General features: G+C 72.5%; 21 protein-coding genes. 18 read left to right on the forward strand and 3 right to left on the reverse strand.

Features of this window, described 5'->3' with window-relative positions; all coding sequences use genetic code 11:
* Positions 1–238 precede the first annotated feature (238 nt).
* Entirely contained in the window at positions 239–1,171 is a 933-nt protein-coding gene (locus OG990_RS09195) for an HNH endonuclease (protein ID WP_355607173.1), read from the forward strand.
* A gap of 111 nt (positions 1,172–1,282) precedes the next feature.
* On the opposite strand, the gene OG990_RS09200 is transcribed toward OG990_RS09195, so the two are convergent.
* Positions 1,283–2,050, reverse strand: coding sequence for a hypothetical protein (locus OG990_RS09200; RefSeq protein WP_406079842.1), 768 nt, complete (start codon positions 2,048–2,050; stop codon positions 1,283–1,285).
* A 307-nt stretch (positions 2,051–2,357) separates the two neighbouring features.
* Here OG990_RS09200 and OG990_RS09205 point away from each other — a divergent pair, with 307 nt between their 5' ends.
* The 17 genes from OG990_RS09205 to OG990_RS09285 all read left to right on the forward strand — a co-directional run bounded on the left by OG990_RS09205 (position 2,358) and on the right by OG990_RS09285 (position 21,472).
* Complete coding sequence (locus OG990_RS09205; RefSeq protein WP_406079844.1) at positions 2,358–2,825, forward strand: ribonuclease domain-containing protein; 468 nt, start codon at positions 2,358–2,360, stop codon at positions 2,823–2,825.
* Positions 2,826–2,897: 72 nt separating this feature from the next.
* Positions 2,898–3,263: a barstar family protein gene (locus OG990_RS09210; RefSeq protein ID WP_406079846.1), complete on the forward strand. Its 366-nt coding sequence runs from the start codon at positions 2,898–2,900 to the stop codon at positions 3,261–3,263.
* Positions 3,264–4,032: 769 nt separating this feature from the next.
* The gene (locus OG990_RS09215) at positions 4,033–4,974 is read left to right on the forward strand and encodes a hypothetical protein (RefSeq protein WP_406079847.1); all 942 of its coding nucleotides are present in this window, start codon (positions 4,033–4,035) and stop codon (positions 4,972–4,974) included.
* Positions 4,975–5,020: 46 nt separating this feature from the next.
* Positions 5,021–6,190: a hypothetical protein gene (locus tag OG990_RS09220; RefSeq protein WP_406079848.1), complete on the forward strand. Its 1,170-nt coding sequence runs from the start codon at positions 5,021–5,023 to the stop codon at positions 6,188–6,190.
* Positions 6,191–6,207: 17 nt separating this feature from the next.
* Positions 6,208–6,636, forward strand: a complete 429-nt coding sequence (locus tag OG990_RS09225; RefSeq protein ID WP_355607187.1) for a hypothetical protein — start codon at positions 6,208–6,210, stop codon at positions 6,634–6,636.
* 42 nt (positions 6,637–6,678) lie between these two features.
* Entirely contained in the window at positions 6,679–6,933 is a 255-nt protein-coding gene (locus OG990_RS09230) for a hypothetical protein (RefSeq protein ID WP_406079850.1), read from the forward strand.
* Between the two features lie 2 nt (positions 6,934–6,935).
* On the forward strand, positions 6,936–10,145 hold the full coding sequence (locus OG990_RS09235; protein WP_406079852.1) for a hypothetical protein: 3,210 nt from the start codon (positions 6,936–6,938) through the stop codon (positions 10,143–10,145).
* Entirely contained in the window at positions 10,142–11,620 is a 1,479-nt protein-coding gene (locus OG990_RS09240; protein ID WP_406079853.1) for a hypothetical protein, read from the forward strand. The genes OG990_RS09235 and OG990_RS09240 overlap by 4 nt, the downstream gene beginning before the upstream one ends.
* A gap of 2 nt (positions 11,621–11,622) precedes the next feature.
* A complete protein-coding gene (locus OG990_RS09245; RefSeq protein WP_406079854.1) occupies positions 11,623–12,123 on the forward strand; it encodes a hypothetical protein in 501 nt (166 codons plus the stop codon).
* On the forward strand, positions 12,123–12,770 hold the full coding sequence (locus OG990_RS09250) for a hypothetical protein (RefSeq protein WP_406079856.1): 648 nt from the start codon (positions 12,123–12,125) through the stop codon (positions 12,768–12,770). Before OG990_RS09245 ends, OG990_RS09250 begins: the two co-directional genes overlap by 1 nt.
* The gene (locus tag OG990_RS09255; protein WP_406079857.1) at positions 12,767–14,791 is read left to right on the forward strand and encodes a hypothetical protein; all 2,025 of its coding nucleotides are present in this window, start codon (positions 12,767–12,769) and stop codon (positions 14,789–14,791) included. Before OG990_RS09250 ends, OG990_RS09255 begins: the two co-directional genes overlap by 4 nt.
* A 10-nt stretch (positions 14,792–14,801) precedes the next feature.
* Entirely contained in the window at positions 14,802–15,125 is a 324-nt protein-coding gene (locus OG990_RS09260; protein WP_355607206.1) for a hypothetical protein, read from the forward strand.
* A gap of 1 nt (position 15,126) precedes the next feature.
* Positions 15,127–15,642 (forward strand): hypothetical protein, encoded by a 516-nt coding sequence (locus tag OG990_RS09265; protein WP_406079859.1) that lies wholly within the window; start codon positions 15,127–15,129, stop codon positions 15,640–15,642.
* On the forward strand, positions 15,635–17,071 hold the full coding sequence (locus OG990_RS09270) for a baseplate J/gp47 family protein (RefSeq protein WP_406079860.1): 1,437 nt from the start codon (positions 15,635–15,637) through the stop codon (positions 17,069–17,071). Before OG990_RS09265 ends, OG990_RS09270 begins: the two co-directional genes overlap by 8 nt.
* Positions 17,072–17,083: 12 nt before the next feature.
* Positions 17,084–19,429, forward strand: a complete 2,346-nt coding sequence (locus OG990_RS09275) for a hypothetical protein (protein ID WP_406079862.1) — start codon at positions 17,084–17,086, stop codon at positions 19,427–19,429.
* A 13-nt stretch (positions 19,430–19,442) separates the two neighbouring features.
* Positions 19,443–20,570 (forward strand): hypothetical protein, encoded by a 1,128-nt coding sequence (locus tag OG990_RS09280; protein ID WP_355607216.1) that lies wholly within the window; start codon positions 19,443–19,445, stop codon positions 20,568–20,570.
* Between the two features lie 137 nt (positions 20,571–20,707).
* Entirely contained in the window at positions 20,708–21,472 is a 765-nt protein-coding gene (locus OG990_RS09285; RefSeq protein ID WP_406079864.1) for a BTAD domain-containing putative transcriptional regulator, read from the forward strand.
* A 106-nt stretch (positions 21,473–21,578) separates the two neighbouring features.
* Here OG990_RS09285 and OG990_RS09290 read toward each other — a convergent pair whose 3' ends face one another.
* Together OG990_RS09290 and OG990_RS09295 are read right to left on the reverse strand one after the other, a co-directional pair.
* Positions 21,579–22,307 carry an HD domain-containing protein gene (locus tag OG990_RS09290; protein ID WP_386982203.1) on the reverse strand — a complete coding sequence of 243 codons (729 nt, stop codon included), beginning with the start codon at positions 22,305–22,307 and terminating at the stop codon, positions 21,579–21,581.
* A gap of 126 nt (positions 22,308–22,433) precedes the next feature.
* Positions 22,434–23,822 carry a polysaccharide lyase family 1 protein gene (locus OG990_RS09295; RefSeq protein WP_406079866.1) on the reverse strand — a complete coding sequence of 463 codons (1,389 nt, stop codon included), beginning with the start codon at positions 23,820–23,822 and terminating at the stop codon, positions 22,434–22,436.
* Positions 23,823–23,866: the final 44 nt, after the last annotated feature.

Here is a 23,866-nt window from a genome sequence, read left to right on the forward strand (position 1 = left end):
GTGACAGCAGGCTGACGTCCTCCGCTCGCCCCTGATCGTCGCCGACCAGCGAACGTGGAGTGGTGCTGGTCCGGATGATCCTGCTCGATCCTCGATGTAGTGGTATCGGGTCGCTGCGAAGGCCACTCGTTCCAGGATCGAGCACGATCTTGCTCCGGCGCCTGTGGCGTCTCGACGCAAGCGCACGTGACCGTTCAGATGGTGGCGTTCAGATCAACTTTCACGCACCCTGTTCGATGTGAAGGCCTTCGTAGGTGTGACGGACGAGAGGTGGTACCGCTTCCTCGCGGAGCGTCCCGAGCTGAATGAGGTCAACTTCTGGCGGCCCTCTGGCGGTGCCTTCCGCGCGCTCACCCCAGGCGAGCCCTTCCTCTTCAAGGCGCACTTTCCACTGAACCGGGTGGTTGGTGGAGGCTTCTTCAGCGGCTTCACCCAGCTTCGAATATCGGAGGCCTGGGAGCTCTTCGGCGAGGCCAATGGTGCTGCGAGCATCGATGAGATGCGTTACAGCGTCGGGCGTTACCGCAAGCAGGCGATTGGTTCCGGAGAGGATCCGACCATCGGCTGCATATTCGTTCGTGACGTCACCTTCTTTCACGATGCGTCGACCGTCGACCCACCGCCAGCATTCGCGTCGAACGTCGTGCAGGGCAAGACTTACAACCTGGCTGATGCCGAGGTGGCGGGATACTTCGATCTGCTGATGCACCGGTTGATCGGGACGTCGGCCGAGGTGGATCTGAACGGGCCCTGGCATCGTCCTGGTCCCGTCTATGGGGATCCCCGATTGGTGCCCCAGCGGCTCGGGCAGCAGTCATTCAAGGCGGTGGTTCTGGGGGCCTACGGCCGGCGCTGCGCCATCACTGGCAACAAAGTTCAGCCTGTGTTACAGGCCGCGCACATCCGTCCGCTTCCGATGGGTGGCGAGCATCGGCTGGACAACGGTCTGCTACTCAAGTCGGACGTGCACATCCTCTTCGATCGAGGTTATCTGGGCGTCGATCCGAAACATCGGCTCATGGTCAGTCCTCGGCTTCGGAGCGAGTTCGGCAATGGCGAGCAGTTCTATGCGAAGGCGGGCGAGCAGATCGCCCTTCCGGAGCGGCGCAGCGATCGGCCGCGTGCCGAATTCCTGGAATGGCACCTCGACACTGTGTACAAAGCGGCTTGATCGCAGTGCCCCTGTTCGCAAATCCTGACCATCCTCGCCGTCCGTCACCCCCGCCCATGGTCATTTTCTGGCGAGTGGTCGTCAGGGTGCCGAACTGCTGAACGCGAGTGATCATGGACTGGGATGGGAGGGCGGCGGGGCGGGGCTGGGGCGGCTTTGCTGGGGTGGGATCGGGGGCGGGGCCGGCGGGTCGGTGGGGTGTTGAGAGTGGTGGTGGAGGAGTTCGCTGATCCAGCGGGCTGCCTCCCTCTGTGCGGTGAGCATGTGTTGGCGGGCGTCGGCGACGTCCTCGTCTTCGGCGTCGACGTGTTCGCCGAGGATCGCGGCCCAGCGCCGGCTCAGCTCCTGGGCGTAGGTAGCTTTTCGCAGCTGCTCGTCGAACTGGTACTCCAGCTTCATCAGCCGGTCGACGTGCGGCTGGAACGTCGGCATGATCCGCTCGTCGAGCCGTACGGTGGCATCGGGTTGGCAGGTGATGACGATGTCGCCCCGCTGGTAGTCCCACGTGGGGTTGTCGGCGAGCGCCCGCTGCAAGGCCAACTCCAGGTCCGCTGCCCGGTGCGGAGGTAGGTCTCGGGCGGCGTCTGCGGCGAGCCGGGTCAGCCGCTGGACCGCGTTCGGCTGGAAGTACTGCACGTACCAGCTCAACACCTCGGACCGGAGGCTCGACGGCGACGACCAGGCGAACGTGGCGCGGATGTAGAACGAGTACACGTAGCCGCGGGCAGGGACCACGATCAGCCGGGGCGCGTCACGCTGTTCGACGAGCGGACCGGACGGAGACGGGTCGGCGCCCAGCCCCACGGGTGCCTCATCCTGGAGCGCCGCGACCAGTCGATCCCAGGTCCGTGCCCACCAACGCCAACTGCGGACACTCACGTCCCGGGTGATGGTCAGCCCGCGGATGCCCCGATGCCTCCACCGATCCGCCGGCCTCGGCCGCCCATCGGGGGTGTCTGTCATGGCACCCCTCCATGGTCACGGATCCGCGTTTCACGCTAACAACCCGTGACCGATATGCCCGCCGCCACGCCGTTGAGAGCCCGCGCCGCCGCGCCGGCGGAGGAGTGGATCGTCCGTGGTTCACCGAACATTGTGGAGTAGTTGGCGCGGCGATCGCTGTTGCGATCAGGGGGCAACGGTGAGACTGGTTCCGATCTGATAGTGATGCGGATCGATGGCTCGGATGGTCTGGAGGCAGCCTGTGTCCACCCTCGTGTCCCCGCTGGCCACGCTCGGCGCGATCCGCCGGCGTAGCACCGCCCTCGCCCTGCTCCTCGCCCTGGTCGCCGCCGCGCTGGTCGGCCCGTCCGTGGTGGCCCCCCAACTGACCGACTCCGCGTCGGCGGCGGTCTACAACTCCTGCACCATCAGCCGCTGCGCGGACGCCCGTACCGCCCGCTCGGGCTGGTCCGCCAAGGGCTTCCCGACCAGCCGCGGCTGGTATTCCTGGAGCGGCGGCAAATCCAACTTCGCCGGCGGCCGGTTCTACAACTACGAGGGTCAACTGCCCACCAACGGCACCTACCACGAGTACGACGTGTACCCGCGCACCCAGGGCGCCTCCCGGGACGCGTACCGGATCGTGGTGAACCGCAGCACCGGGGTCACCTGGTTCTCGCCCAACCACTACACCGACTTCTACCGGCTCTGACCGACCCGGGGCCGGCCGGTCGACCCGGCCGGCCCCGCAGCACCGTCGCCCGGCCACACCAGGAGGCACGTGATGTTCGATCAGGACCGTGGTCGGTTGCCCGATTGGCTGACCGTGTGCCGGGACGGCGCCCCGCAGGTGCCCGGCGCGTCGGTGCTGGCCGGCGCGGCGACTCGGACCAGGCCCGCGCTCTTCGCCGCGTTGGCCGACGCGCTGGCCCTACCGACCTACCTGGGGAGCACCTGGGACGCCCTCGCCGACGTGCTTCGGGACCGGTTGGACGCCGGCCCGCTCACTCTGCTGATCAACGACGCCGGCCAGCTGCTCGCCGACGAGCCGGCCGGTCAGTACGCCCGGCTGCTCGCAGTGCTCGGCAACCTCGCCACCACCGCTCCGCACCCCCTACGCGTCGTCCTGCACGAAGCCTCGCCCTCCTGACAGTTACCCGGACCAGCGCGTGGTCGCCGCTTATTCGGGATTTCCCCCTTCCGGGGCGTCTCCGGTGGAGCCGAACACCGCGGTCACCGCGGGCGTCGAACACCACCGCCGTCACCATGGGCGTCCAACACCGCAGCCGTCACTCTTGGCGCCGGACACCGCCGTCACCGCGCCGAAAACCGCCGCCGTCACCGCTGGCCCCCGGGCACGCCTTCCGGTCGGTCGGGGCTGGGCCCTGCGGGCCGTTTGTCACCCGGGTTTCGACGGTGTCTCACGGAGGGTGACGGCACCCGGGGGGCACATGTCCCGACGAGCGTGATGACTCTGAGGTATCAAAATGACTCTGAGGTATCGCGCTCATCAGCGACATTGCCACCGGCCCGCGCCGCGCCGGTCGCGCCCCGCTGGCCCATGCGGTGCCGGTCCACGCTGCGCTGTCCCCTGCGGTGCTGGCCCATGCCGTGCCTGTCCGCGCCGTGCCGTGCCGGGCCGCGCCGCGCCGTGCCGTGCCGGGCCGCGCCGCGCGCCTTATGACGGAGCCCGGGTGGCTGAAGTCGGGGGCCAGCGACGGGTGGCCACGCCTGAGGGCAGGAGGCCGGGGTCGTCGGCTGAGGGCATCGGATCGCTGTGCGGGTGCTCAGTTCCCGACAGTCGGGGCCGTGTCCGGTCGCGGTGACGGTTGCGGTGACGGTCGGGTGACGGGCCCTTCGCGATCCTCGTGCCGAGCCGGGCAGGGTGCACCGGCGCGAGTAGCGGGGAGGTCGGTGCGGTGGACTTCGTCGACGGAGTGCTGGTGCGGTTGGCCGATCCGGGCACCCGCGCCGCCGTCTTCGACGACGCGTCGCTGGCCCACCTGGTGGAGGCCGCGTACGACACCGAGGCGATGCCGGTCGCGCCCCCGTACTCCGCGGTGTTCGACGAGCTGACCCTCGGCTTCGCCGCCGCTCCGGTCACCCTGGCCGAGGGGGAGTGGCTCGGCTCCGGCGGCACCAGCCGCACCGAACTGCACGTACGGCTGCACGGCCTCGGCGGCTCGGCGCTGCGCATCGACGCGCTCTGGCGGGGCAGCCTGGTGGTGCGCACCAGCGCGGCCCGGGACCGGGTCGAGGACCTCGACGTGGCGGTGCCCGCCTTCGACGTCGACCCGCAGATCATCGCGGACCTGGGTGCGCTGCCGACCGACCCGGCGCAGCTGGAGACCGAGCGCCGTACCCGGCTGGTGACCCGGCTGCGGGCCGGGCTGCACCAGCCTGCCGCGTTCACCGACGCGCACCTGGACCGGCTGCTGGCTGGCGTGGGGGCCGCCAACGCCGGTGACCTGGTGGCGCGGATGCGCGGGCAGGCCGCTGGGGCCACCGTGCAACTGCGCTACGCCGCCCCGTCGGCCGCCCCACCCACCCCGCGTCCGCTGCCGTTCGCCGCCGCCGTGCTGATCCGCGACCAGGGCTTCTCCCTGGCCGACCTGCTCGTCGAGACCCGCCTGGTGCGGGCTCGCGCCGAGGAGTTGGGGCTGGACGTGCCCGCACCGGACGACATTCGGCGGCGGCATCGGGTCGTCGCCGTCTGGGTGGTGCCCATCGAGACGTTCGACGACGACGGCTGGCCCGGTGGCGACACCGGCACCGACGTGCAACGACGGGCCGCCCGGTTCGCCCGGGCCGGCCAGTGGCTCGCCCGCAGTGGCATCGGACTGGCCGCCCTGACGACCTGAGACTCCCGCCCATCGACCGCAGCAGCAACTCCGTCCGGGAGGACCCGTGGCACCGACAGCAGCATTCCCGTTCATCGAGGTCCGGATCGTGCCGCCACCGGCGCCCCTGGCCCAGCGCTCGCCCGGCGTCATCGCCGTGGTCGGCAAGGCCCCGACCACCGCTGACGGTGGCTCGGCCCCGGCGAACACCCCGGTCCGGATCGAGACCCTCGACGACGCGGTCACCAACTTCGCCCGCCGGCAGACCGGCAGCGTGGTCCGCAACGCCCTCTACAACTCGCTGGAGCTGGCCTTTCTGCAGGATCCGCGCCCGGCCAAGGTGTACGGGGTCAAGGTCGCCGGCGACGACTACGCCGCCGCGCTCAGCGGTCTGGAGGCCGCCGACGACGTGACCATGGTGTCGTTGGCCAACGAGTCGAGCGTCGGCAACCCCGCCGGGGCGGGCGCGCCGACGGGGCTGCACGCGCTCAAGGCGCACGTGGAGACGATGTCGGCGGCGGGCCAGCGGCGGCTCGGTTTCGCCATGGTCAACCCGGCCACCGAGAAGGGCCCCACCTACGTCGCCGACATCACCGCTGCGGCGAACCCGCTCAAGAGCAGCACCAGCCGGATGGTGATGATCGCTGCCCGGGGTGCGGACGGCGACGCCGCCACCGCCGCGATGGCGGCCGTGGCCGGGCTGCCGGTACACCACAGCATCGTGCTGAAGAAGATCCGTGGGGTGGCCATGCCGGTGGCCAAGCAGTACAGCCCGGCCGAGATCAAGGGCCTGTCCGAGGCCAACCTCACGCCGATCATCGACCCGACACTGATCACCGGGGAGAGCCTGCACTTTGCCGACGGGCGGCTGTTCACCTCGGACGCGAGCCTGCTGCACGTCGACCTGGTGCGCACGCTCGACCAGATCGAGTTCATGCTCCGCGCCGGCCTGATCGGCCTGGTCGGCGACGCGCGGATCACCAAGCCGGGGATGACCCTGCTGAAGACCCAGGTGGACGGCATCCTCGGCCCGCTCAAGCGGCAGGCGGTGATCGACGACTACCGGATCGAGATCCCGGTGCTGGACATCCTCACCATCCCGGAGGTCGCCCGCACCGCCACCGACACCTCGATCGTCACCGCCGCCCGGGCCGACCGCACCGTCGACCTGGTCGTCACCGTCACGTACGGCCCGGCCGTGAGCCGCCTGCTGGTCACGCTCGTGGCCAAGTTCTGACCCGGAGGAACCAGACCATGGAGTGGAAGACCCGCCTCGCGGTGCAGTACACCAAGGGCACCGAGACGGTGCTGATCAGCCCGATCGACTCGTTCAGCCCGTCGTTCTCGCTCAACGTCGAGCCGCTGCACTCGTGCGAGGTGACCCACATGGGGGCGATCCACGCGCCGGTGTCGATGAACTTCACGATGACCGTCAAGGCCATCGGGGACGTTGCCGGCCGGCTCACCAAGCTGGCGCTCGACGGTGAGCTGTTCGACATCGCGTTGCTGGAGCACACCGGCGACGACTGGGCATTCTCCTCGTTCGTGCTGCAGGACTGCCTGATCACCAGCGCGACGCCGACCACCGCCACCATCTCTGGCGCCCCGGCGGCGACCTTCAGCGGGTTCAGCCTGGCCGCCACGGTCGACCCGAAGGTCGGCGACCCGTCCGTGCTGCCCTAACCCGCCAACGACAGCCCGCCGACGACGAACCGGAGGTAGCAGATGGCGACCGGAGCTGGCCGTGCCGCCCGGGTCACCCGTACCGGGCTGGCCCTGGTGCACGCGGGTGAGCTGGTGCTGCCGGCGGCCGGCAGCGAGGCGGAGGCCGAGCAGGTTGCCGAGGACGATCGCGCGGTCATCGCGTACCACTTCCCGGTGGAGATCGAGGTCGTCGCCGGCGGCGGCGTGGTCGACGCCGACGCGCTCGCCGACCTCGCGCTGGCCCGGCTCGCCGAGCACCTGGACGGGCGGTTCTGACGGTGGCCATCTCGGTGCACGTGCCGGTGCGGATCCGGCTGGACGCCCGGTCGGTGACCGAGCGGCCGGAGGAGGTGACCGCGGCGCTCGCCGCGGCCCTGGCCCGCGCACTGGAACGCTCCCGGCGCGAGGTGGTCGCGCCGCGTGGCGGTTACCTGGAGGTACGCCCCGGAGCGCCGGAGTTCCGCTGGACCGGCGCGGCCGGCGAGCGGGTGTCCCCGGACGACCGGCGGGCCTTCGAGGCCCGGCTGCGCCGGCGCATCGACGAGGTGGTGACCGCCGCGCGGCTCGACCCGGGGTTGCCGGTCGGCGTGGCCGCGCCGCTGAGCCGGCCGCCGACCGAGCTGTTCGATCCGCAGCGGATGCGCCACCTGCTGGCCGTCTACCGGGTGCCGTCCTACGACGACGGTGGCGATGCCGCCGAGGTGCCGGTGGACGGCGACGCGGCGCCGCCGGTGCGCTACGACTGGCACCTACGCCCGGTCACCTACCTCGTCGGCCACTTCGCCGAGCTGGCCCGGGAGGCGGTCCGGCAGCACGGTGGCCTGCCCTCCGGCGCCGCACAGGGCGTCATCGCCCGGGTCACCGACCCGGAAGGGCGGCAGGTGTGGCTGGTCATGGTGACCACCACCCCGCTGTCGTACTTCACCTTCGACCGGTTCGGTGAGACGGTCTTCCGGGCCACCCCGCAGCCGCACTTCGAGATCGAGGCGCGGACGCCCAGCCCGCAGCCGGGCACGGTCGACCGCCGACCGGTCGCCGACCGGGCCGCGCTGGTGGCCATGGTGGACGAGGAGATCGGCGCCGACATCCGGTCCCGGCTGCAGACCGCGCAGCCGCGCGGCGAAACCACCACCGTCGAGGAGTACCGGGCGCAGGTCGAGCGGGCCGTCGAGGTGGAGGTGAACCGGCGGGTCGACGGGATCCTCGGCTCGCTGGGCGGCGCGACACCGACCTGCCTGATCGTCGTCCAGGTGGGCGGCACGTCCCTGCTGCTGGTCGGCACCGAGGCCACCGACACGACGCTGCACTGGACCGGGCGGGCCAACCTGCTGCCGATCAGCGTCGAGCAGCAACCGACAACGCCGGTCGACCCGAACGCGCCGCCCGGCGGCGGCGTCGGCGGCGGTACCGGCCCGGGCGGCGGCACCGGCTCCGGCGCTGGCGGCGGCACGGGCACCGGCGGTGGCACGGGAACCGGGGCGGGCGACGGCACAGGGACCGGCACGGGCGCCGGTGGCGGCACCGGCGACGGAGCCGGCGGTACGCCGCGAGGCGGGTTCGTCTTCGACCCGAGCGCCCCGAGCGCGCCGCCCGGCGCCGGTGCGAGCCGGTTCCCGTTGGTGACCGGCGGACGTGCGGAGATTCCGGCGTGCGGATCGCTCAATGGCGAACCCGAGTTTGACGCGCTCGGCGCGGACGCCGACGAACTGCGCCGGCTGATGGACGACATCGCGTTCCGGCTGCAGATGAACCAACCCTGCCGCTATCCGGCGACCTTCTGCCTGCAGGCCGCCGCGGTGCTGCGCGCGCGAGCCGCCGCGATCGGCGTCATGGTCGGCGCGGCGGAACGGGAGGGGTTCAGCCGCCCGGTCCCGGAGGGCACCGGCCGGCTCGGACCGCTGGACTTCCAGCCGGTCGCCTCGCCCGCCATCCAGTTCCTGCGCCACCTCGCCGGGGTGGTTCCCCGGCTGGACCACCTGGCCCAGCGGATCATGGCCGTCTATCGGAAGCCCGAGCACTGGGCCCGGATCCGCAGCGGCCTGCAGGAGCACCCGGCCGCCTGGAACCTGCACTTCCTGCACGAGTTCACACCGGCGATGAAGGACGCTGTCGGGACGATCTTCGTGATCGGCAACAAAGCCATGCTGGTGCAGTTGCTGCTCACCTCCCGACAGGGCATCCAGGCCCGGATCACCAACTTCGCCCGGTACGCGCCGATCTTCGAGCGGCTGATCGTCTCCCAACTCACCGACTACGTCGAGTTGCAGGGCCTCCGCGACCGGCTGCGTCGACACGAGACGGCCCGGACGCTCCTGACCTACACCAGCACCGGTGGAGAGGCGCTCGCCACCGCCAGCCTGGTCAACCCCTCCACCGCCTGGTACGGCGCGGCGCACTCGCTCTCCGGCGCGTTCCTCGCCGCCGAGGCCGCCCTCACCAGCCCCGGGGCGGCCGGCGAGATCGTCGAGCGGGACGGGGTGGCCCGGATCCGAGACTCGCACGGAGTGCTCTGGACCGTCGCCGACATCGAGCAGGCGCTGGTCATCCAGCGCGGCGAGGCCGAGGGCATCGACCCGCTGGTCAAGCAGATCGCCGATCTGCCCGACGTGCTGGCCCGCTTCGCCGGTGGCCGGTCGGCGATCCGCGACGAGCTGTGGCGGGTGCTGCAGGACATGCGGCGCAACAACGCCGAGATGCTCGGCCGTGCCCGCGAGGACGCCGGGTTCGCGTTCCGCTCCAGCCGGATCAGTGAACACATCCCGTCCGCCACCATCCCCGGTGGCCGGTACGCCCTGCAGGGCATCCACCTCGTCACCCACCAGCAGCTCGGCGAGTTCTTCGGCGGCAACGGGTTCTACGCGCTCGGCGTCGACGACCTGTTCAGCAGCGAACTGGGCCGGCAGGCGCTGTCGGCGTTCGCGCTGACCGTCGGCATCATCGCCCTGTCGGTGCTCTGCCCACCGCTGGGCTTCGCCATCGGCGTGGCTGTCGCCGTGGGCGACGTGGTCCACGCCCACCGGCGGGAACGGCTCTACGGGGCGCTGATCGACCCGGAGCTGGTGCTCACCCGCGCCGAGGTGGAGGTGGAACTCTTCGCCGCGTACCTCGGGCTGGCGCTGTCACTGATCCCGGAGATCGGCACCATCGGCGGCGCGGCCATGCGCGGCAGCCGGGTCGCCCTGCGGTACGGGCTGCGCGCCGGGCTACGGGCCGGCGGCCGGTACGTGGCGCGCCGGGTCGCCCGGCAGGTCATCGAGGCGGCCTCCCGGGACCTGCTGCAGGCGTTCATCACCGAGATCCTCCTCAACGAGGTGTTGGAACGCGTCGTGCAGAAGCTGATGGAGCCGGTGCTGGCGTACGTGGAGCGGGAGGCGATGCTGCGCAGCGCGGTCGGCGGCCCGGAGGGCGCCCGGTTCCTCCTCATGGTGCTCGACTCCCAACCCGGTGGCGCCGCCGCCGGGCCACGCGTCCCGGCGGTGCGGCCGTGACCCCGCCCCGTCGGTTCCGCGCCGGCCGCTTCCTGGACGCCGCCGCGGTGCACGCCGCCGCCGACGCCAACCCACGGCTGCGCCGCTTCATGCGGACCGTGGCCGGGCACGGCGACGCCGGCGAGGTACGCGCCCGGCGGTTACTGGAGCACATCATCCGACACGTCATCGACGACGTGGGTGACCTGCATCTGGGCAACGCGGTGGCCCGACTGGAGCGGATCGCCGTGCTGCGGGAGCGGATCGCCGGCATCCTCGACCACGTGCTCGAGGGCGGGACTCTGCCCGAAGGGGTGCGGGTGGAAGCGCTCGGCGAATCCTTCGACCAGCTCCGCACCGAGATGCGCGAGCTGAGCCGACCCCGCGACGGCATCGTCGGCGACGCGCCGCTGCGGCTGGCCGAGGACGCGGCCGCGTACGCCGACTCGATGCTGCGGGAGTTCGAGGCCGGCGGCGGCGCAGCCGGCCTGCACTCCGAGCCGGCCGCGGCGGTCAACGACGCGTTCCGGGCCATGCCCGCCGACCGGCAGGCCGCCGTGCGCCGCGCCGCCGCACTGGAGCCGCAGGCATTGTGGCGGGCGGTGGCCAGCGAGACCGAGGGTGGCAAGCGCGCCGCCGTCGCCGACCTGGAGACCCGGCTCGGCGGCCGGCTCACCCCCGACGAGCTGAGCCGGCTACGCACTGCCGTGGACGACCTCGGTGTGGCCCGCAACCGAGGCCTGCAGGTCAGCCAGGCTCGGCTCGCCGAGGCCCTCGCGCGGATCGTCGACCCGGAGTTGCGGGCCGTGGTGGCCGGCGGCGACGTCTGGCTCACCCAGCAGCTCGCCCTGCACAACCCGGAGGCCCTGGCCACCCTGTGGCGGCGTTTCCGCGACCGGGGTGGACGCGCCGACGACGGCCCCGGCTTCCGCGCCTACCTGCGACACGACATGGTCACCTACGGCCGGGGCGTGCTCGGCGAGTACACCGCCGCGTTCTCGCTGAGCAGCATCGAGCTGTTCCTCAAGGGGCCGGACGCCAACGTCAAGGTCGCCGGCACCGACCTCGTCGGCATCGGCCACGACGGCTGGGTGTGGCTGGTCGACGACAAGTCACACCGGGCCACCAGCGTCGGCGGGGTCAGCGCGCTCACCGACAACCTGGTCGCCAACCTGCGCCGCGACGCCGCCGACTTCCGCGACGCCATCACCCGGCTGCAACGCGACGACCCGGGCTTCACCCCCGACCCGCGGATCCTCGACGCGATATCCCGGATGGAGGACGCCGCCGCCGAGATCGAGCGGATCAACCGACGCGGCTCGGCGGCCACCCGGCCGGCGCGGATCAGCCGGGCACTGGAGGAGCGTCGGCTGCGGCTGCGGGTGACCAGCGCCGCCGGCGAGGTCCGCGAGATCACCCAGGCGCTGCGCGACCTGGGCCTGGCCGTCGAACCCACCGGCGCACCGGTGCCGCTGCCACCCACCGGAGGTCGTTGAGCATGGCATTCACCAGCAGCTTCATGCGGTACGACACGGTGCCGTCGGCGATCATCAGCGACGGGGTGCTGCCGATCCCGCTCTGGGCGGTCACCGCCATCTCCCTGGCCCAGACCTACCACCTGCCGCCGATCGGCTCCACCGCGCACAAGGCCATCGTGGCCACCCACGACGACACCATCACGCTGACCGGGGTGCTGGTCGGCGCGGAACGCTACGCCTGGAAGTTCGCCCTGGAGACGATGGCCGAGGCGAGCAAGCGCGGCACGGCGCTGGCCGCGTACTCCGGCGGGAAGTTCGGGGGGTTGATCCTGGTCACCTCGATGACCATCCGCACCGACATGCAGGTGCAGTCGCTGACCTTCAACGCCTCGGCCGCCCGCCGCGACGTCCTGGACACCACCATCACCCTCGTCCACGTGCCCCGTCCCAGCCTGCTCGGCAAGCTGCTCGACGTGGCCAGCATCGGAGTCGGCGCGCTCGCCGACGGGTTGGGCAACTGATGCCACCGTTCCCGATCGACCGCTACCTGCTGCCGGAGACGCCGATCGAGGTGCCGGACGGGTTCACCGAGGTCCGGCAGAACCTCACCGCCGGCCTGCCGCACCGCATCGAGCTGGGCGCCGGCGTACACGCGGTGCTGATCCTGCCCACCGGGCTGGCCCGACAGTGGCTGGACACCGAACCCCTCGCGGTGGTCAGCAGCTCCGCCGACGACCTGGCACCCCGGCCCGCGCCGCCGGCCGCGCCCCGGTCGCCGGTGCTGGTCGGACGGGTGCCGCTGCGACTGGTCGTCCGCCAGGGCACTCGGATCCTCGGCTCGGTGCCGCTCGCCGCCGGCCTGCGCCGGGTCTGCCCCGACGCCGGCCCGTCGGCCGCCACCGGGTCCGCCCCGGTCGCCGTGGAACTGGTGGTGCTGTCCTGGCTGCTGCACGCCGGGACGGTACGCGGCTCCGGCGACTACGGCTCGTCGGTGACGCTGGCCTGGCGGCCCGCTGACCGCGCGGTGGACCGGTTCGGGCCGCCGCCGATCAACGAGTTCGTCTGGCGCCGCCGCCCACCGGCGCAGCGGGTCGAATCCGAGCTGGGCCCCGGCAAGCTGCGCTACCGCTACCTGCTCGACAAGAAGCTGCGGAGAGTGCTGCGATGACGCTCACGCCGTTCCAGACCGGCCAGGTGCGCCAGGGCGCGGTCGGCAACGACGCCGGCTGGACCCTGACCTTCCACCGGGAGACCCCGACCGGGCTCAGCCAGGACGCGGCACTGACCCTGTCCAGCGCCGACTACTACGCGGCCATCGACGCCGCGCTGCCCGACGGGTTGGGTCCCGGCGCGTACACGATCACTGTGCAGGGGCTGATCGACGAGCACTTCGCCGCGCTGCGCACCGCCGATGGGCAACCGCCGCTGGTGGCGAAGCTGTACCTGTACTGGCGTGACGCGAACACGTCCGTGGGCGCGTTCTTCACCAATCTGGTCGGCGTCAACGCCGGCCCGTCACCGGCCGAGCTGACCCAGGCGCTGGTCGCCGTGCTGCGGGTGACCAAGGTGCGCCGGCTCACCGGCGAGCGGACGTACGACACCGAGCTGACCCTCGTCGAGCAGGCGTACGCCCGGCTCGGCCAGCGGGTCGCCGAGCGGTTCGAGGCGGCGAACTTCACCGCCGCGATCCGGGCCGTCGCCGAGCGCACCCGGGTCGACGTCACCGGCTGGGCTGCCAACCCGGACGGCACGATGACCCGGGGCGCCACCGAGGCGGCCGGAGACGAGCGGGTCACCTTCGGCGCCGGGCTGCTCTACCGTGCTGCCCTGGACCGGATCGGTGGGGCGTTGCAGCAGTCGCTCAACGCGTACGGGCGGGGAATGCTGCTGATCCGCGACGGCACGGTGCACGTCGGCAAGCGCCCGATCCCGTACCCGGAGGGGGAGCCGAAGCCGCTCACCCTCGCCACGGGCCTGCTGGAGTGCACCGAGAACGGCAGCCAGGACACCGACCCGTACGCGGCCACCGAGGCCGGCGGCACCGCGCCACCGCGCCGGCGGGCGTGGACCCTGACGTGCAAGGGCCGCCCCGACCTGAAGCCGGGTGACCTGGTCCGCTTCGACCCGCCCGCGGTGGACGAGGCGACCACGCTGGGCAGCGTCGGGGCGGCGCTGCTCGGCTCGTTCGCGGCTCCGTTCGCCCCGTCGACCGGCGAGCTGGGCGCCGGGGCGAAGCTGCTTTACCTCAGCGCTGCCCGGCACACCCTGTCGCGTACCGCCGGCTTCGTGACGGTGGTGCAGGGCGTGGAGATCGCGCCCGCGCAGGCCTGGGACACCTGGAGCGACACTTCCGGCGTGGGCACCGCCGACCCGGCCGCGCCGGCCTCCTCGCCCGGGGTGGCCGCCGCCGAGGCGGTACGCCGCGCGGCCCGGGCGGCCCGCGGCGAGTCGCGCGGGCTGGAGATCGGCGAGGTGCGGGCGGCGGCCACCAACGCCAGCGGCGCGGTCGAGCCGCCGGCGCAGACCGAGACGGTCTGGGAGGGGCTCGCCCGCCCCGACGGCCGACCCAACGGCGCCCGCCGGCTGCCGGTACGCCGGGAGCAGCCCGCGCCGCTGCCCGGGGTGACCTACCTGACCCCGTTCGCCTGGGGTGGCTGCGGGCTCATCCTGCCCCGCTACCCGGGCACCCGGGTGGCGCTGGCCTACCGCAACGGCGCCCCCGACGACCCGGTGGAGGTGGGCGCGCTCTGGCCCACCGGGCACGCCCCGGTCTCCCAGCCCGGGGACTGGTGGCTCTCGCTGCCGGTCGGGGTGGCCACCAACAGCCGGTCATCCATCGGCGACACGGTGGTGCCCGCCGACCACGACGGCAAGGTGGCGCACGACCTGACCGACGGCGACGGCAACCGGGTCATCGAGTTGGGTGAGCTGACCGTGCGGGTGGGCCGGGCCCAGTTGCGGGGCCGGGGTCAGCGTCCGGAACGCGCCGACGAGGCGGACAGCATCACCATCGAGCACGCCGCCGGCGGGTCGTCGATCGTGATGAAACAGGACGGCTCGATCACCATCACCGCCACCCAGATCGACCTGGACGCCGGCAACGGCGCGGTGAACATCAGCGGCGGCTCGGTCAGCATCGCCGCCGACGACGTCGACGTCCACGTCAGCAACGCCATGAACGTCCACTGAGGAGAGCGAGATGGCATTCGTGCTCACCACGTCAAGTGACGTGCACTGCCCCAACCAGGGGGCGGTGACCCCGACCGGGCAGACCAAGTTGACCGTCGGTGGTGCCGAAGTGGTGCGGCTGGACGGCATCAGCGGCAAGTCGGTCGCCGGCTGCACCATCGCCACCAGCAACTCCACCAAGCAGTGCAACACGGTGACCTCGGCCACCGGCGCCGCCGGCAAGCTCAAGGTCGGCAACGTCGCCGTGGCGCTGGACTCGCTCAGCGGCGCCACCGACGGCTCCAGCCCGGGCCTGGCCGCCACCGCCGGCCACAGCAAGCTGCGGGCGGTCTGAGATGGACCGGACCGAGCGGGAACGGCAGGCCGCGCAGCGCCGCTACCTCGGCTGGGGCCTCGCCTTCGAACCCACCATGCCCGGGCTGGACCTGGCCCGCGACGTCGTCTTCGACGACGGCCCGAACGGCCGGGTGCTGGCCCTCGTCGCCGGCACCGAGAACGTGGCGCAGAGCCTCGCGGTGGCGTTGACCACGCTGCGCGGCTCGAACGTCTTCGACGCCACCTTCGGCTTCGACGGGCTCAACGCCCTGGCCGAACCGGTCGAGCCGACCCTGATCCGTGAGCAGGTGCGGATCGGCATCATCACCCTGCTCGACCGCGATCCCCGGGTCCGCCGGATCGTCGACGTCAACCTCGACGACGGCCGGCTCGGTGCCGGCGGCACCGGCGATGGCCAGGACGACACCGCCCGGGCCGCGCTGCGCGCCTCCCGCACCCTGCAGGTGCAGGTCCAGTTCGAAACCATCACCGACGACCGGCTCTCGGTGCACCTCGGGGAGCTGCCCAGTGTCTGATCCGACCATCCCGGCCGAGCTGGCCGACGTGCTGGCCGTCGACGCGGCCGCGCTACGAGCCACCGGCTCGGCCGGCTTCGGCATCGTCGAGACCGGCTTCGTACCGAAGTCCTTCGCCCGGCTGCTCGCCGAGAAGCTGGCCACCGCCCGACTGCTCTTCGGCGAGGACGTCGACCTGACCAGCGGTGCGGTGCTGCGCAAGGTCCTCGAACTGGCCGCGCTGGAGGACGCCCGGTTGTGGTCGGCGCTCGGCGCGGTCTACGACAACTCGTACGTGGTGTCGGCGACCGCCGACGCGCTGACCCGCCTCGGCGAGGAGCTCGGCATCCCCCGGCCGTACCTGCAGGCCCGGGGCACGGTGAAGGTGAAGCTGAAGGACGCGCTGCCGACCGGCCGCACCCAGCTGACGCTGCCCCGTGGCGCGCGACTGTCCACCCCCGGTGGGCACCACGTCGCGCTGGACGAGACGGTGGTGCTCTCCGCCGCCGTCGGCGAGCGGGAACCGGCCGTCGCGGCCTTCTACCCCGGTCCCGCGCACAACCTCGACCCCACCCAGGCCAGCCAGAAGATCGACCGGTGGAACCGGGCCGACACGCTGCTGGCCGACCTGGACGACGCCGAGCAGGCCGCCGGCAAGGAGCTGGTGGAGATCACGCACACCGTCGCGCTGACCGGCGGCGAACAGCAGGTCTCCGACGCCCGCTACCGACAGCTGCTGCTGGCCGCACCCCGGTCCATCTGGACGGCCGAGGCGATCGGCCTGGCCGTGGCCACCGTGCCCGGGGTACGCCAGGTGCAGGTCTTCGACGGTCGGGGCGGCCTGGACCTCAACCAGTCCATCTTCGGCAACTTCAACTTCATCGAGCGGGTCTTCAGCACCGAACGCGACCTCGGCAACCCGTACTACGTGACGGTGCTGGTCGCGCCGACCGCCGCGGCCATCTGGGACGGTCCGGACGGGCTGCACGCCGCCGTCGAGTCGGTGATCGAGGACCTGCGCCCGGTGGGCATCTTCGCCTCGGTGGACCGGGCCGACGAGGTGGGCATCGGCGTCGAGGCCGACCTGGTGATCCGCGGCCTGCCGTTGCCCACCGGCTCCCGGGAGACGGTGAACGCCTCCACCGCCGCCACCGAGCTGCGCGCCCGGCTGCACGCCCGGCTGCGTCGCTACGTCGACGAGCTGCCCTTCGGCGAGCCGGTCCGGGCGGCCGAGGTGATCTGGACGCTGATGAACGAGCCGGGCGTGGCGGACGTCCGCGAGCTGCGGCTGGTCCGCTTCCCGGCCGACTCGGCGGTGGTGGTGACCGGCAGCGCGCCCACCGGCGACGGCGTGCAGCGGTTGCCGGTCGGCGACAACGCGGTGCTCGCCGCCAACCAGGTGCCCGTCTACGTCGACCGGGACGACCCCCGGCCGTTCCGGATCGTCTGAGCGGGGGGCGCGATGACCGACATCCGGGTGCCGGTGGACGGGGCCGACCCGTCCGTCGAACGTAACCTCGTCGACCAGTTGGAGGGCCCATACCCGGGCACCGTGCGGCGGGTGGTGGTGCCGATCGCCGCCGCCGGCACCGCCGCGGTGGACTGGACCAGCCGCCACCCGTTGCTCACCTTGGTGCTGCGCCGGGACCTGGTCGAGGAGACCGTCCGGGTGACGGTCACCGTGAACCCGGGAGGCACCGGCGAGCGGGTGCTCCCGCCGGTGGTCTTCGCGCCCTGGTCGGCCGCCGGCGCGTCGGTGCCGGCGTACGCGCCGGACACCGCCGACGAGCCGCTGGTCGCGTCGTTCACCGTCGCCGTGGCGGTCGAGCGGGCCGTCGAGGGCGCCGCCGCCACGGCGGTCACCGGGGCGGCGCGGGCCGCGCTGGTCGAGCTGGCCGTGCTGGAGGGCAACCTGGGCCGGCTGCTCTACCTGATGTCGTACGAGAAGCACCGGCTGCGCCGTGCCGCCCGGGAGGTGCACGCGTACCGGACCCTGGCGCACGCCCGGCGTGACGCGCTGGACCGGATCGGCGCGGACGTCGGGGTGGCCCGCTTCGTCGACGAGCTGGTGCACGAGCCGACCAGCGGCGAGGTGTACGCGCGCCGGCTGGCCCCGCCGGCCCGCGAGCCGGACCCCGCGTACGCCCACCGGCTCGGGCTCTACCGGCGGTTCCTGCTGCCCACCCCGGGTGCGGTGCGTCGACTGCTCAACGGCCCCGGCGCGGACACCGACCCGAACGCCGGGCTCTTCGCCGACCTGCCCGGCGGCGCACGGTTCACCCTGCGCGAGGACGACGACCGGTTCGCGGTGGCGATCCGGTTGGTCGCCGTCGGCGATCCGCAGCACCGGACGAACTTCCTCGCCCAGTTGCGCCGGGACCGGCTGGTGCTGCCCGCGAACACCCCGCCGAACAACACCACGCACGCCGGCCGGGCGCTACCGGCCAGCCGGCTGACCGAGGTCACCGCGCTGCGGGCCAGCCTGCGCCAGTCGTACGCCTTCGACAGCGGGCACGGCATCGCGCCGCCGCTGGCCGCTGCCCTGGACCGGGCGGGGCGGGTCTGTCGGGCGCTCGGCTCGGCGATCGTGTGGCAGGTGACCCGGGCCCAGGACGACGCTGGTGGCAGCCGCTACGAGCTGGGTCTCGGTGTGGACGTGAGCTGGCCGACCCCCGCGCAGGCCACCGATCTGCGCAACCGGGTGCTGGACACCGGCCGGACGCCCACTGCCGACCGGACCGCCGAGGCGCTGATCGCGGCTGCCCGCGCGTACGGCGTGCCCACCGTGGCGGCCGACGGCGAGCTGGCGTGGCTGTGGCGGGTGTGCGGGTTGCCGACCACGCACCGGATCAGCACCACCCGGATGTACCTGTCGCACCTGCCGACCCGAGGGCTGGCGGTGACCGCGCCGCTGAGCGCGACGGTCGGTGTCGACGCGGCGGTCGAGGCGCAGTTCCACGCGCCCGGTGACCCGGGCGGAAACGCACTGCTGCTGGCTGGGCTCGCGAGTGCCGCGTCGGCCTGGACCGGCGCGGGGGAGCCGGCCTGGACGCCGTTGACCGACGCGGTGGCCCGGACCCGGTGGGCGGCCGTGCCGACCCGGCCGGCGGGGCAGCCGATCGACCAGGTGCTGGCCGCCGCCGGTCTGCCGGCGGTGCGGGACCCGGCGCCCGTGGTGGCCGCGCTGAACCGGCTCCCCGACGAGCTGGTGGAGACCATCGAGCTGCCGGCGGCGCTGGCCACCGCGTTGATCGCCGGCCAGCCAGCCGCCGCCGACCGGCTGGCCCGGCTGGTCGGGCTGCTGCGCGATCGGCACCTCGCCGCCGCGCTGCCGCTGGTCGAGACCGGCAACCGGGTGCTGCTGGTGTGCAGTGTGATCGGGCTGCCGCAGGCCGGTCTGAACCTGGCCGAGAGGCGGGCGACCGGCTTCCGCTGGTACACCGTGGGGCTCGGCGGCGGTACGGCGGAGATCAAGGCGGTCGGCGCGCGGACCACGCTGCGGCCCACCCACGCCGGGCTGGTCGCGGTGGTGGCGCTCTCCTATGTGCGCACCGGGCTGACCGACCCGTACGAGTTCCGGGTGGAGCTGCCCGACCGGGTGGCGTTGACCCTGGCGCAGTACGAGCGGCTGATGAACGCACTGACCCGGATCTGCCCACTCGGCGTGGAGATCAACACTTTCGGCATCCGGCGCGACCACGTCGACCTCGACGCCGACGGCGCCGCCGAGCCGCTGCGCCCAGCGGTGGCCCGGACCTTCCGCACCTTCCAGCAGCGCCGGCACCGCGGCGTGTACGACCAGCTCTGAGAGGGACACCACCATGGCGAGCGAGATCAACTACGACGGGGTGACCGTCACCGAGCTGTACGAGGCGTTCACCAAGCACGGCATCCCGGCCTCGGACGCCAGCGTGCTGGTCTCCTCCTGGATCTACGAGAACGTGGGCACCGCGAAGCGGGTGTTCAGCTACGCCGAGTCGTTCCCGGCGGTGGAGCCGGGCTGCGCGCCGCCGCCGTTCGCCCGCACCTTCGCGCACAGCGACTGGGTCGACGGCGAGGACGTCGTGCAGGCCGGGCAGACCCCCGGCGAGCAGGGCTTCAACGAGCGGTTCCACCGCATCGAGCACGACCTGGACCACCTCGGCACCGATCTGGCCAAGGCGTTCTCCTGCATGGCTGCGATGCGGGTGAGCCTGCGCCGGCTGCTCGACGAGATCCGTGCCGAGATCAACCGGCTGCACTCGACGGTGCACGAGAACAAGGTCACCCTCGGCCCGCACGCGATCGAACAGATCCCCAACTACATCAGCACGCTCGACTTCGGCAAGTACATGGGCACCACGATGTTCATGGACAAGAAGGTCAGCATCTGGCAGACCAAGGCCGGCACCATCGTGCTGCCCGCCGTGGAGACCCTCGGCGTGGACGTGGTCGCCGGACCAAAGCTCCGGGGCGCCGCCCATCTCGAGCGGTACGCCGCCGAGCATTCCGACGTTCGGCAGCGCTTCCCGCGCGAGGTGAAGCTCACCGAGTTCATTCGCATCTTCGGCGAGGACGAGGTGGCCGACGGCCGGCTGATCCGCGACGTGCTCAAGGTGCTTCCGGCCGACACCAGCTACCCGAGCGTCGACGCGATGTTCGCCGAGGTGAGCGAGCGGGAGGCGGTGATCGTCCGGACCACGGTCGGCGCCCAGTCGGCGGTGGCCGCGGCGCTCGGCATCGAGACCGAGCTGGAGAACGTCGGGGACGCCGACATCGCGATGCTCACCGGGGTGCCGACCAAGGCCCGGGCGGCGCTGGCCCGCGCCGGGATCAGCACCCTCGGCAAGCTGGCCGACGCGCCGGCCGAGCAGGTGCTCGCCATCATGAAGGAGGCCCAGATCCGGGCCGACGTCGGCGACGCCGCCGAGTGGACCGGGTACGCCCGGACGCTGAACAAGCTGCGCTGAACGGGCGGCACCAACTCCGGCGAACGGCTGATCCGCGCCGCTCGGCGGGTCGGTGTGACGACACAGCGCTGGCGCGTCGACCGTCCACACCCGACCGTGAAACTCCCACGGGGCGATCGGGTGTGAAAGGCGCACGGATGGCTGTCAACGAGGTGACGCACGATTTCCGCTCCGGAGCGCACGACGCCGGAGCGGGGCAGCGGCCCCGGTATGCGCTGCGGCTGCTGGGCGGGTTCGGGCTGGAACGCGACGGGCGCGCGGTGGCCGTGCCGCAGGGCGCCCGCCGGCTGCTGGCCTACCTCGGGGTACGCCAGCGGTGCGCCCGATCCGAGGCCGCCGGTACGCTCTGGCCCGGCTCGCACGAGGAACGTGCCCGGGCCAACCTGCGCACCATGCTCTGGCGGCTGCACCGGATCACCACCGAGCCGCTCGTGGAGGAACAGGATCGGCTGGCCCTGGCCTCCGGGGTGACCAGCGACGTGGCCACCCTGGGCGCGGCGGCCGCCACATTGCTGGCCGGCGGGTCACCGGTGGGTACGGGTCCCGGCGTGCCAGCGTTGGCGACCGGCGAGCTGCTGCCCGGCTGGTACGACGACTGGGTGCTGACCGAACGGGAGCGGCTGCGCCAGACGCAGCTGTACGCGCTGGAGGCCCTCGCCGAGCGGCTCACCGCCCAGGGCCGGTTCAGTGAGGCCGTGCAGGTCGCGTTGACCGCCGTGCAGTTGGAGCCGCTACGGGAGAGCGCCACTCGGACGCTGATCGCCGTGCACCTGGCGGAGCGCAACATCAACGAGGCGATGCGCCGGTTCGAGCTGTTCCGCGCCGACCTGAGCCGGGAGCTGGGGGTGGCGCCGACGCCGTGGCTGGAGCACATGGTGCGGGCCGGCATGGCCGGCGGTTAGCGGGCTCTGTCCTCCCACTTGGCGGAAACCCACCGTAATACGAGAGGCTTCTACGACGATCTGAGATCTTGTCGCGGAACCCGGTCGGGTGATGCCCCCGGCCTGGTCAGTTCGGGTGGACGGGCTGGTCCAGGATCGCGCTGAACCGCTCCTCGGCCAGGTCGAGCTGGCCGAAGATGTGCCGCTTCACCGCCGGCGACAGCGGCGTGTCCGGTCGGGCGATCAGCTCCCGGAAGAGCGGCACCAGCGGCCGGTACTTGCGGGCCGATGAGACGACCTTCGGCCCGACCGTGTGGATCACCCCGACGCCGTTGTCGGTGAAGTCGGAAACCTTGATCACCCGAGCCCACGGCTCCCGGTCCAGGCTGACCGCCAGGTGCTCGCGGTACTGCGCGTTCCGGTCGCGCTGCGGGTCGTACGCCGGGTTGGTGACGGCGGCGACCAGGGTGGCCACCCGCGGCCCGAACCGGCTGGCCAAAGCGGCCAGCGCGGCGCTGGTCGGGTCGGTGCCCACGTCACCGCCGGCCAGGTCGGCCGGGTGGTCCTCGACGGCGTCGTGCAGCAGGCCGGCGACGATCACGTCCACATCGCGTACCTGGTAGTGGTGCATCAACCGGATGGCCACCCGCAGCAGGTGGTTGAGGTACGGCTCGCGGACCCGCCGGTCGTCACGGTGCAGGTCGGCGGCCAGGTCGAGCGCGGCGGTCAGCCGGGCCCGGGCGTGGTCGTCGAACTGCAGGACCTCCAACCGGAAGCGCTCCAGCAGGCCTGGTTCGCCGTGGATCTCGGTGATCGCGTGCATCGGCATGCTGCCCAGGTGCGGCGGGAAGTCCATGCGTCACTTATAGCCGATCTTCACCATGTCGATGGCCCCGTGCGTCGCCGACCCGACCGCACGGGACCGGGCCGAACGCCGTCACGGCGTTCGGCCCGGTCGTGGGAACGATGGTGGGCCGGTTGCTCAGATCGGCAGCCGATCGGCGCCGGCGAGCGGCCCGACCAGGAGCGGAACCAGCGGCGCCGGCAGGACCGGGTCGCGGCGCAGGGTCGGCGTCCAGCCCGCGTCGGCCCCCAGGTCGGGGTCGTGCACCGCGTTGTACGCCGCCAGCAGGTCGACCGGTCGCGCCGGAGCGCCGCCCCGGCGGACCCAGGTGCCCCGCTCGGTGAGCGCGGTGCCGCCCCAGTCGTAGAGCAGGTCGGCCGGGTCGACCGCCGCGTCCAGGGTGAAGAAGTTGTTCTGCGCGTACAGCGCGGACTGCACGCCGACGCCGAGCGCGTACTGGAAGTCGGCGCCGCCGAGCCGGTAGTGGTTGTTGTAGACGTCGACCTGGCCGAAGCGCACCCGGGGCAGCCGTTGCAGGACACCGTCGAAGAGGTTGTGGTGCAGGGTGACCTTCAGCCGTCCCACGTCCGGGCCGACGGTGTTGGACGAGCCGATCAGCATCAGCTTGTCGCGTCCGGTGAAGCGGTTCCAGGACGCGGTGACCAGGCTGGCGGTGTGCGTGACGTCCAGCGACCCGTCGTGCACCTGGTACGGCCGTCCGAAGTAGGTCGGTTGGGCGCTGTCCGGGTTGTCGCCGTCGGTGAAGGTGTTGTGGTCGACCCAGACGTGCTCGCTGCGGCGTACCGAGATCTGGTCGTACTGGCTGTTCCAGTTGCCGGCCTCGCCGTCGGTCGGGGACCAGGCGGGGAAGCAGTCCCGGGCGTCGACGAAGGTCACATTGCGGACGATGACGTTCGGCGCTCGGTCGATCATGAGGGTGAGCCCGGTCAGCCGGGCGCCGGGTAGCCCGATGATGGTGGTGTTGGGGCCGACGTTGATCTGGGTCTGCCGGGTCTGGTTGGCCACCGAGCGCACCCGGGCCTCCTCCAGCGGCCCGGCCGGCGCCACCCGACCCCACACCGCCGGGTCGTACGCGGCCAGGTAGGCGTCCAGCCGGTACGCCGGGTCGGCCAGGTCGCCGCAGCTCAGCGGCGTGCCGTCCGGTCCCTCGAAGCCGTCGACGGCACCGTCCACGTAGATCAGCTTCGGGGTGGCGTCGGTCGCGTTGCTGGCGTTGTCGCCGCCCAGCGCCTCGACCAGGTCGGCCCGGCTGCGGACCACCCGGGTCCGCTCGGGGGTCGCCGCCGATCCGCCGCTGGTCCCGGCGCCCTCGGCCGCCCAGCCGTCCCGCTCGGGCAGCGCCTGCCGACCGAGGTGGCGGGCCGACCAGGAGAGCCGGTCGGCGGCGGCCGGTGAGTCCGGGCCGGTGACAGCGGCGGCCGGTGAGCCCGGGCGGGGCGCGGCGCCGGCCGGTGCGGCGACAAGCAGGAGGGCGATCGCCGTAGCGCCGGTGAGGATTCTGCGCATCGATTCTTCCCGTTCGCTGGTGGTGATTCGGCAGTCACCAGGAA

It is taken from the genome of Micromonospora sp. NBC_00858, from assembly GCF_045207365.1.
In the GTDB taxonomy this organism is placed as follows: domain Bacteria; phylum Actinomycetota; class Actinomycetes; order Mycobacteriales; family Micromonosporaceae; genus Micromonospora.

Bases quoted from the DNA above. Each gene is read 5' to 3' on its own strand.
- OG990_RS09205 (WP_406079844.1), top strand. From the start codon at position 2,358: ATGGTCTGGAGGCAGCCTGTGTCCACCCTCGTGTCCCCGCTGGCCACG.
- OG990_RS09210 (WP_406079846.1), top strand. From the start codon at position 2,898: ATGTTCGATCAGGACCGTGGTCGGTTGCCCGATTGGCTGACCGTGTGC.
- OG990_RS09225 (WP_355607187.1), top strand. From the start codon at position 6,208: ATGGAGTGGAAGACCCGCCTCGCGGTGCAGTACACCAAGGGCACCGAG.
- OG990_RS09230 (WP_406079850.1), top strand. From the start codon at position 6,679: ATGGCGACCGGAGCTGGCCGTGCCGCCCGGGTCACCCGTACCGGGCTG.
- OG990_RS09245 (WP_406079854.1), top strand. From the start codon at position 11,623: ATGGCATTCACCAGCAGCTTCATGCGGTACGACACGGTGCCGTCGGCG.
- OG990_RS09250 (WP_406079856.1), top strand. From the start codon at position 12,123: ATGCCACCGTTCCCGATCGACCGCTACCTGCTGCCGGAGACGCCGATC.
- OG990_RS09255 (WP_406079857.1), top strand. From the start codon at position 12,767: ATGACGCTCACGCCGTTCCAGACCGGCCAGGTGCGCCAGGGCGCGGTC.
- OG990_RS09260 (WP_355607206.1), top strand. From the start codon at position 14,802: ATGGCATTCGTGCTCACCACGTCAAGTGACGTGCACTGCCCCAACCAG.
- OG990_RS09265 (WP_406079859.1), top strand. From the start codon at position 15,127: ATGGACCGGACCGAGCGGGAACGGCAGGCCGCGCAGCGCCGCTACCTC.
- OG990_RS09275 (WP_406079862.1), top strand. From the start codon at position 17,084: ATGACCGACATCCGGGTGCCGGTGGACGGGGCCGACCCGTCCGTCGAA.
- OG990_RS09280 (WP_355607216.1), top strand. From the start codon at position 19,443: ATGGCGAGCGAGATCAACTACGACGGGGTGACCGTCACCGAGCTGTAC.
- OG990_RS09285 (WP_406079864.1), top strand. From the start codon at position 20,708: ATGGCTGTCAACGAGGTGACGCACGATTTCCGCTCCGGAGCGCACGAC.
- OG990_RS09290 (WP_386982203.1), bottom strand. From the start codon at position 22,307: ATGGACTTCCCGCCGCACCTGGGCAGCATGCCGATGCACGCGATCACC.
- OG990_RS09295 (WP_406079866.1), bottom strand. From the start codon at position 23,822: ATGCGCAGAATCCTCACCGGCGCTACGGCGATCGCCCTCCTGCTTGTC.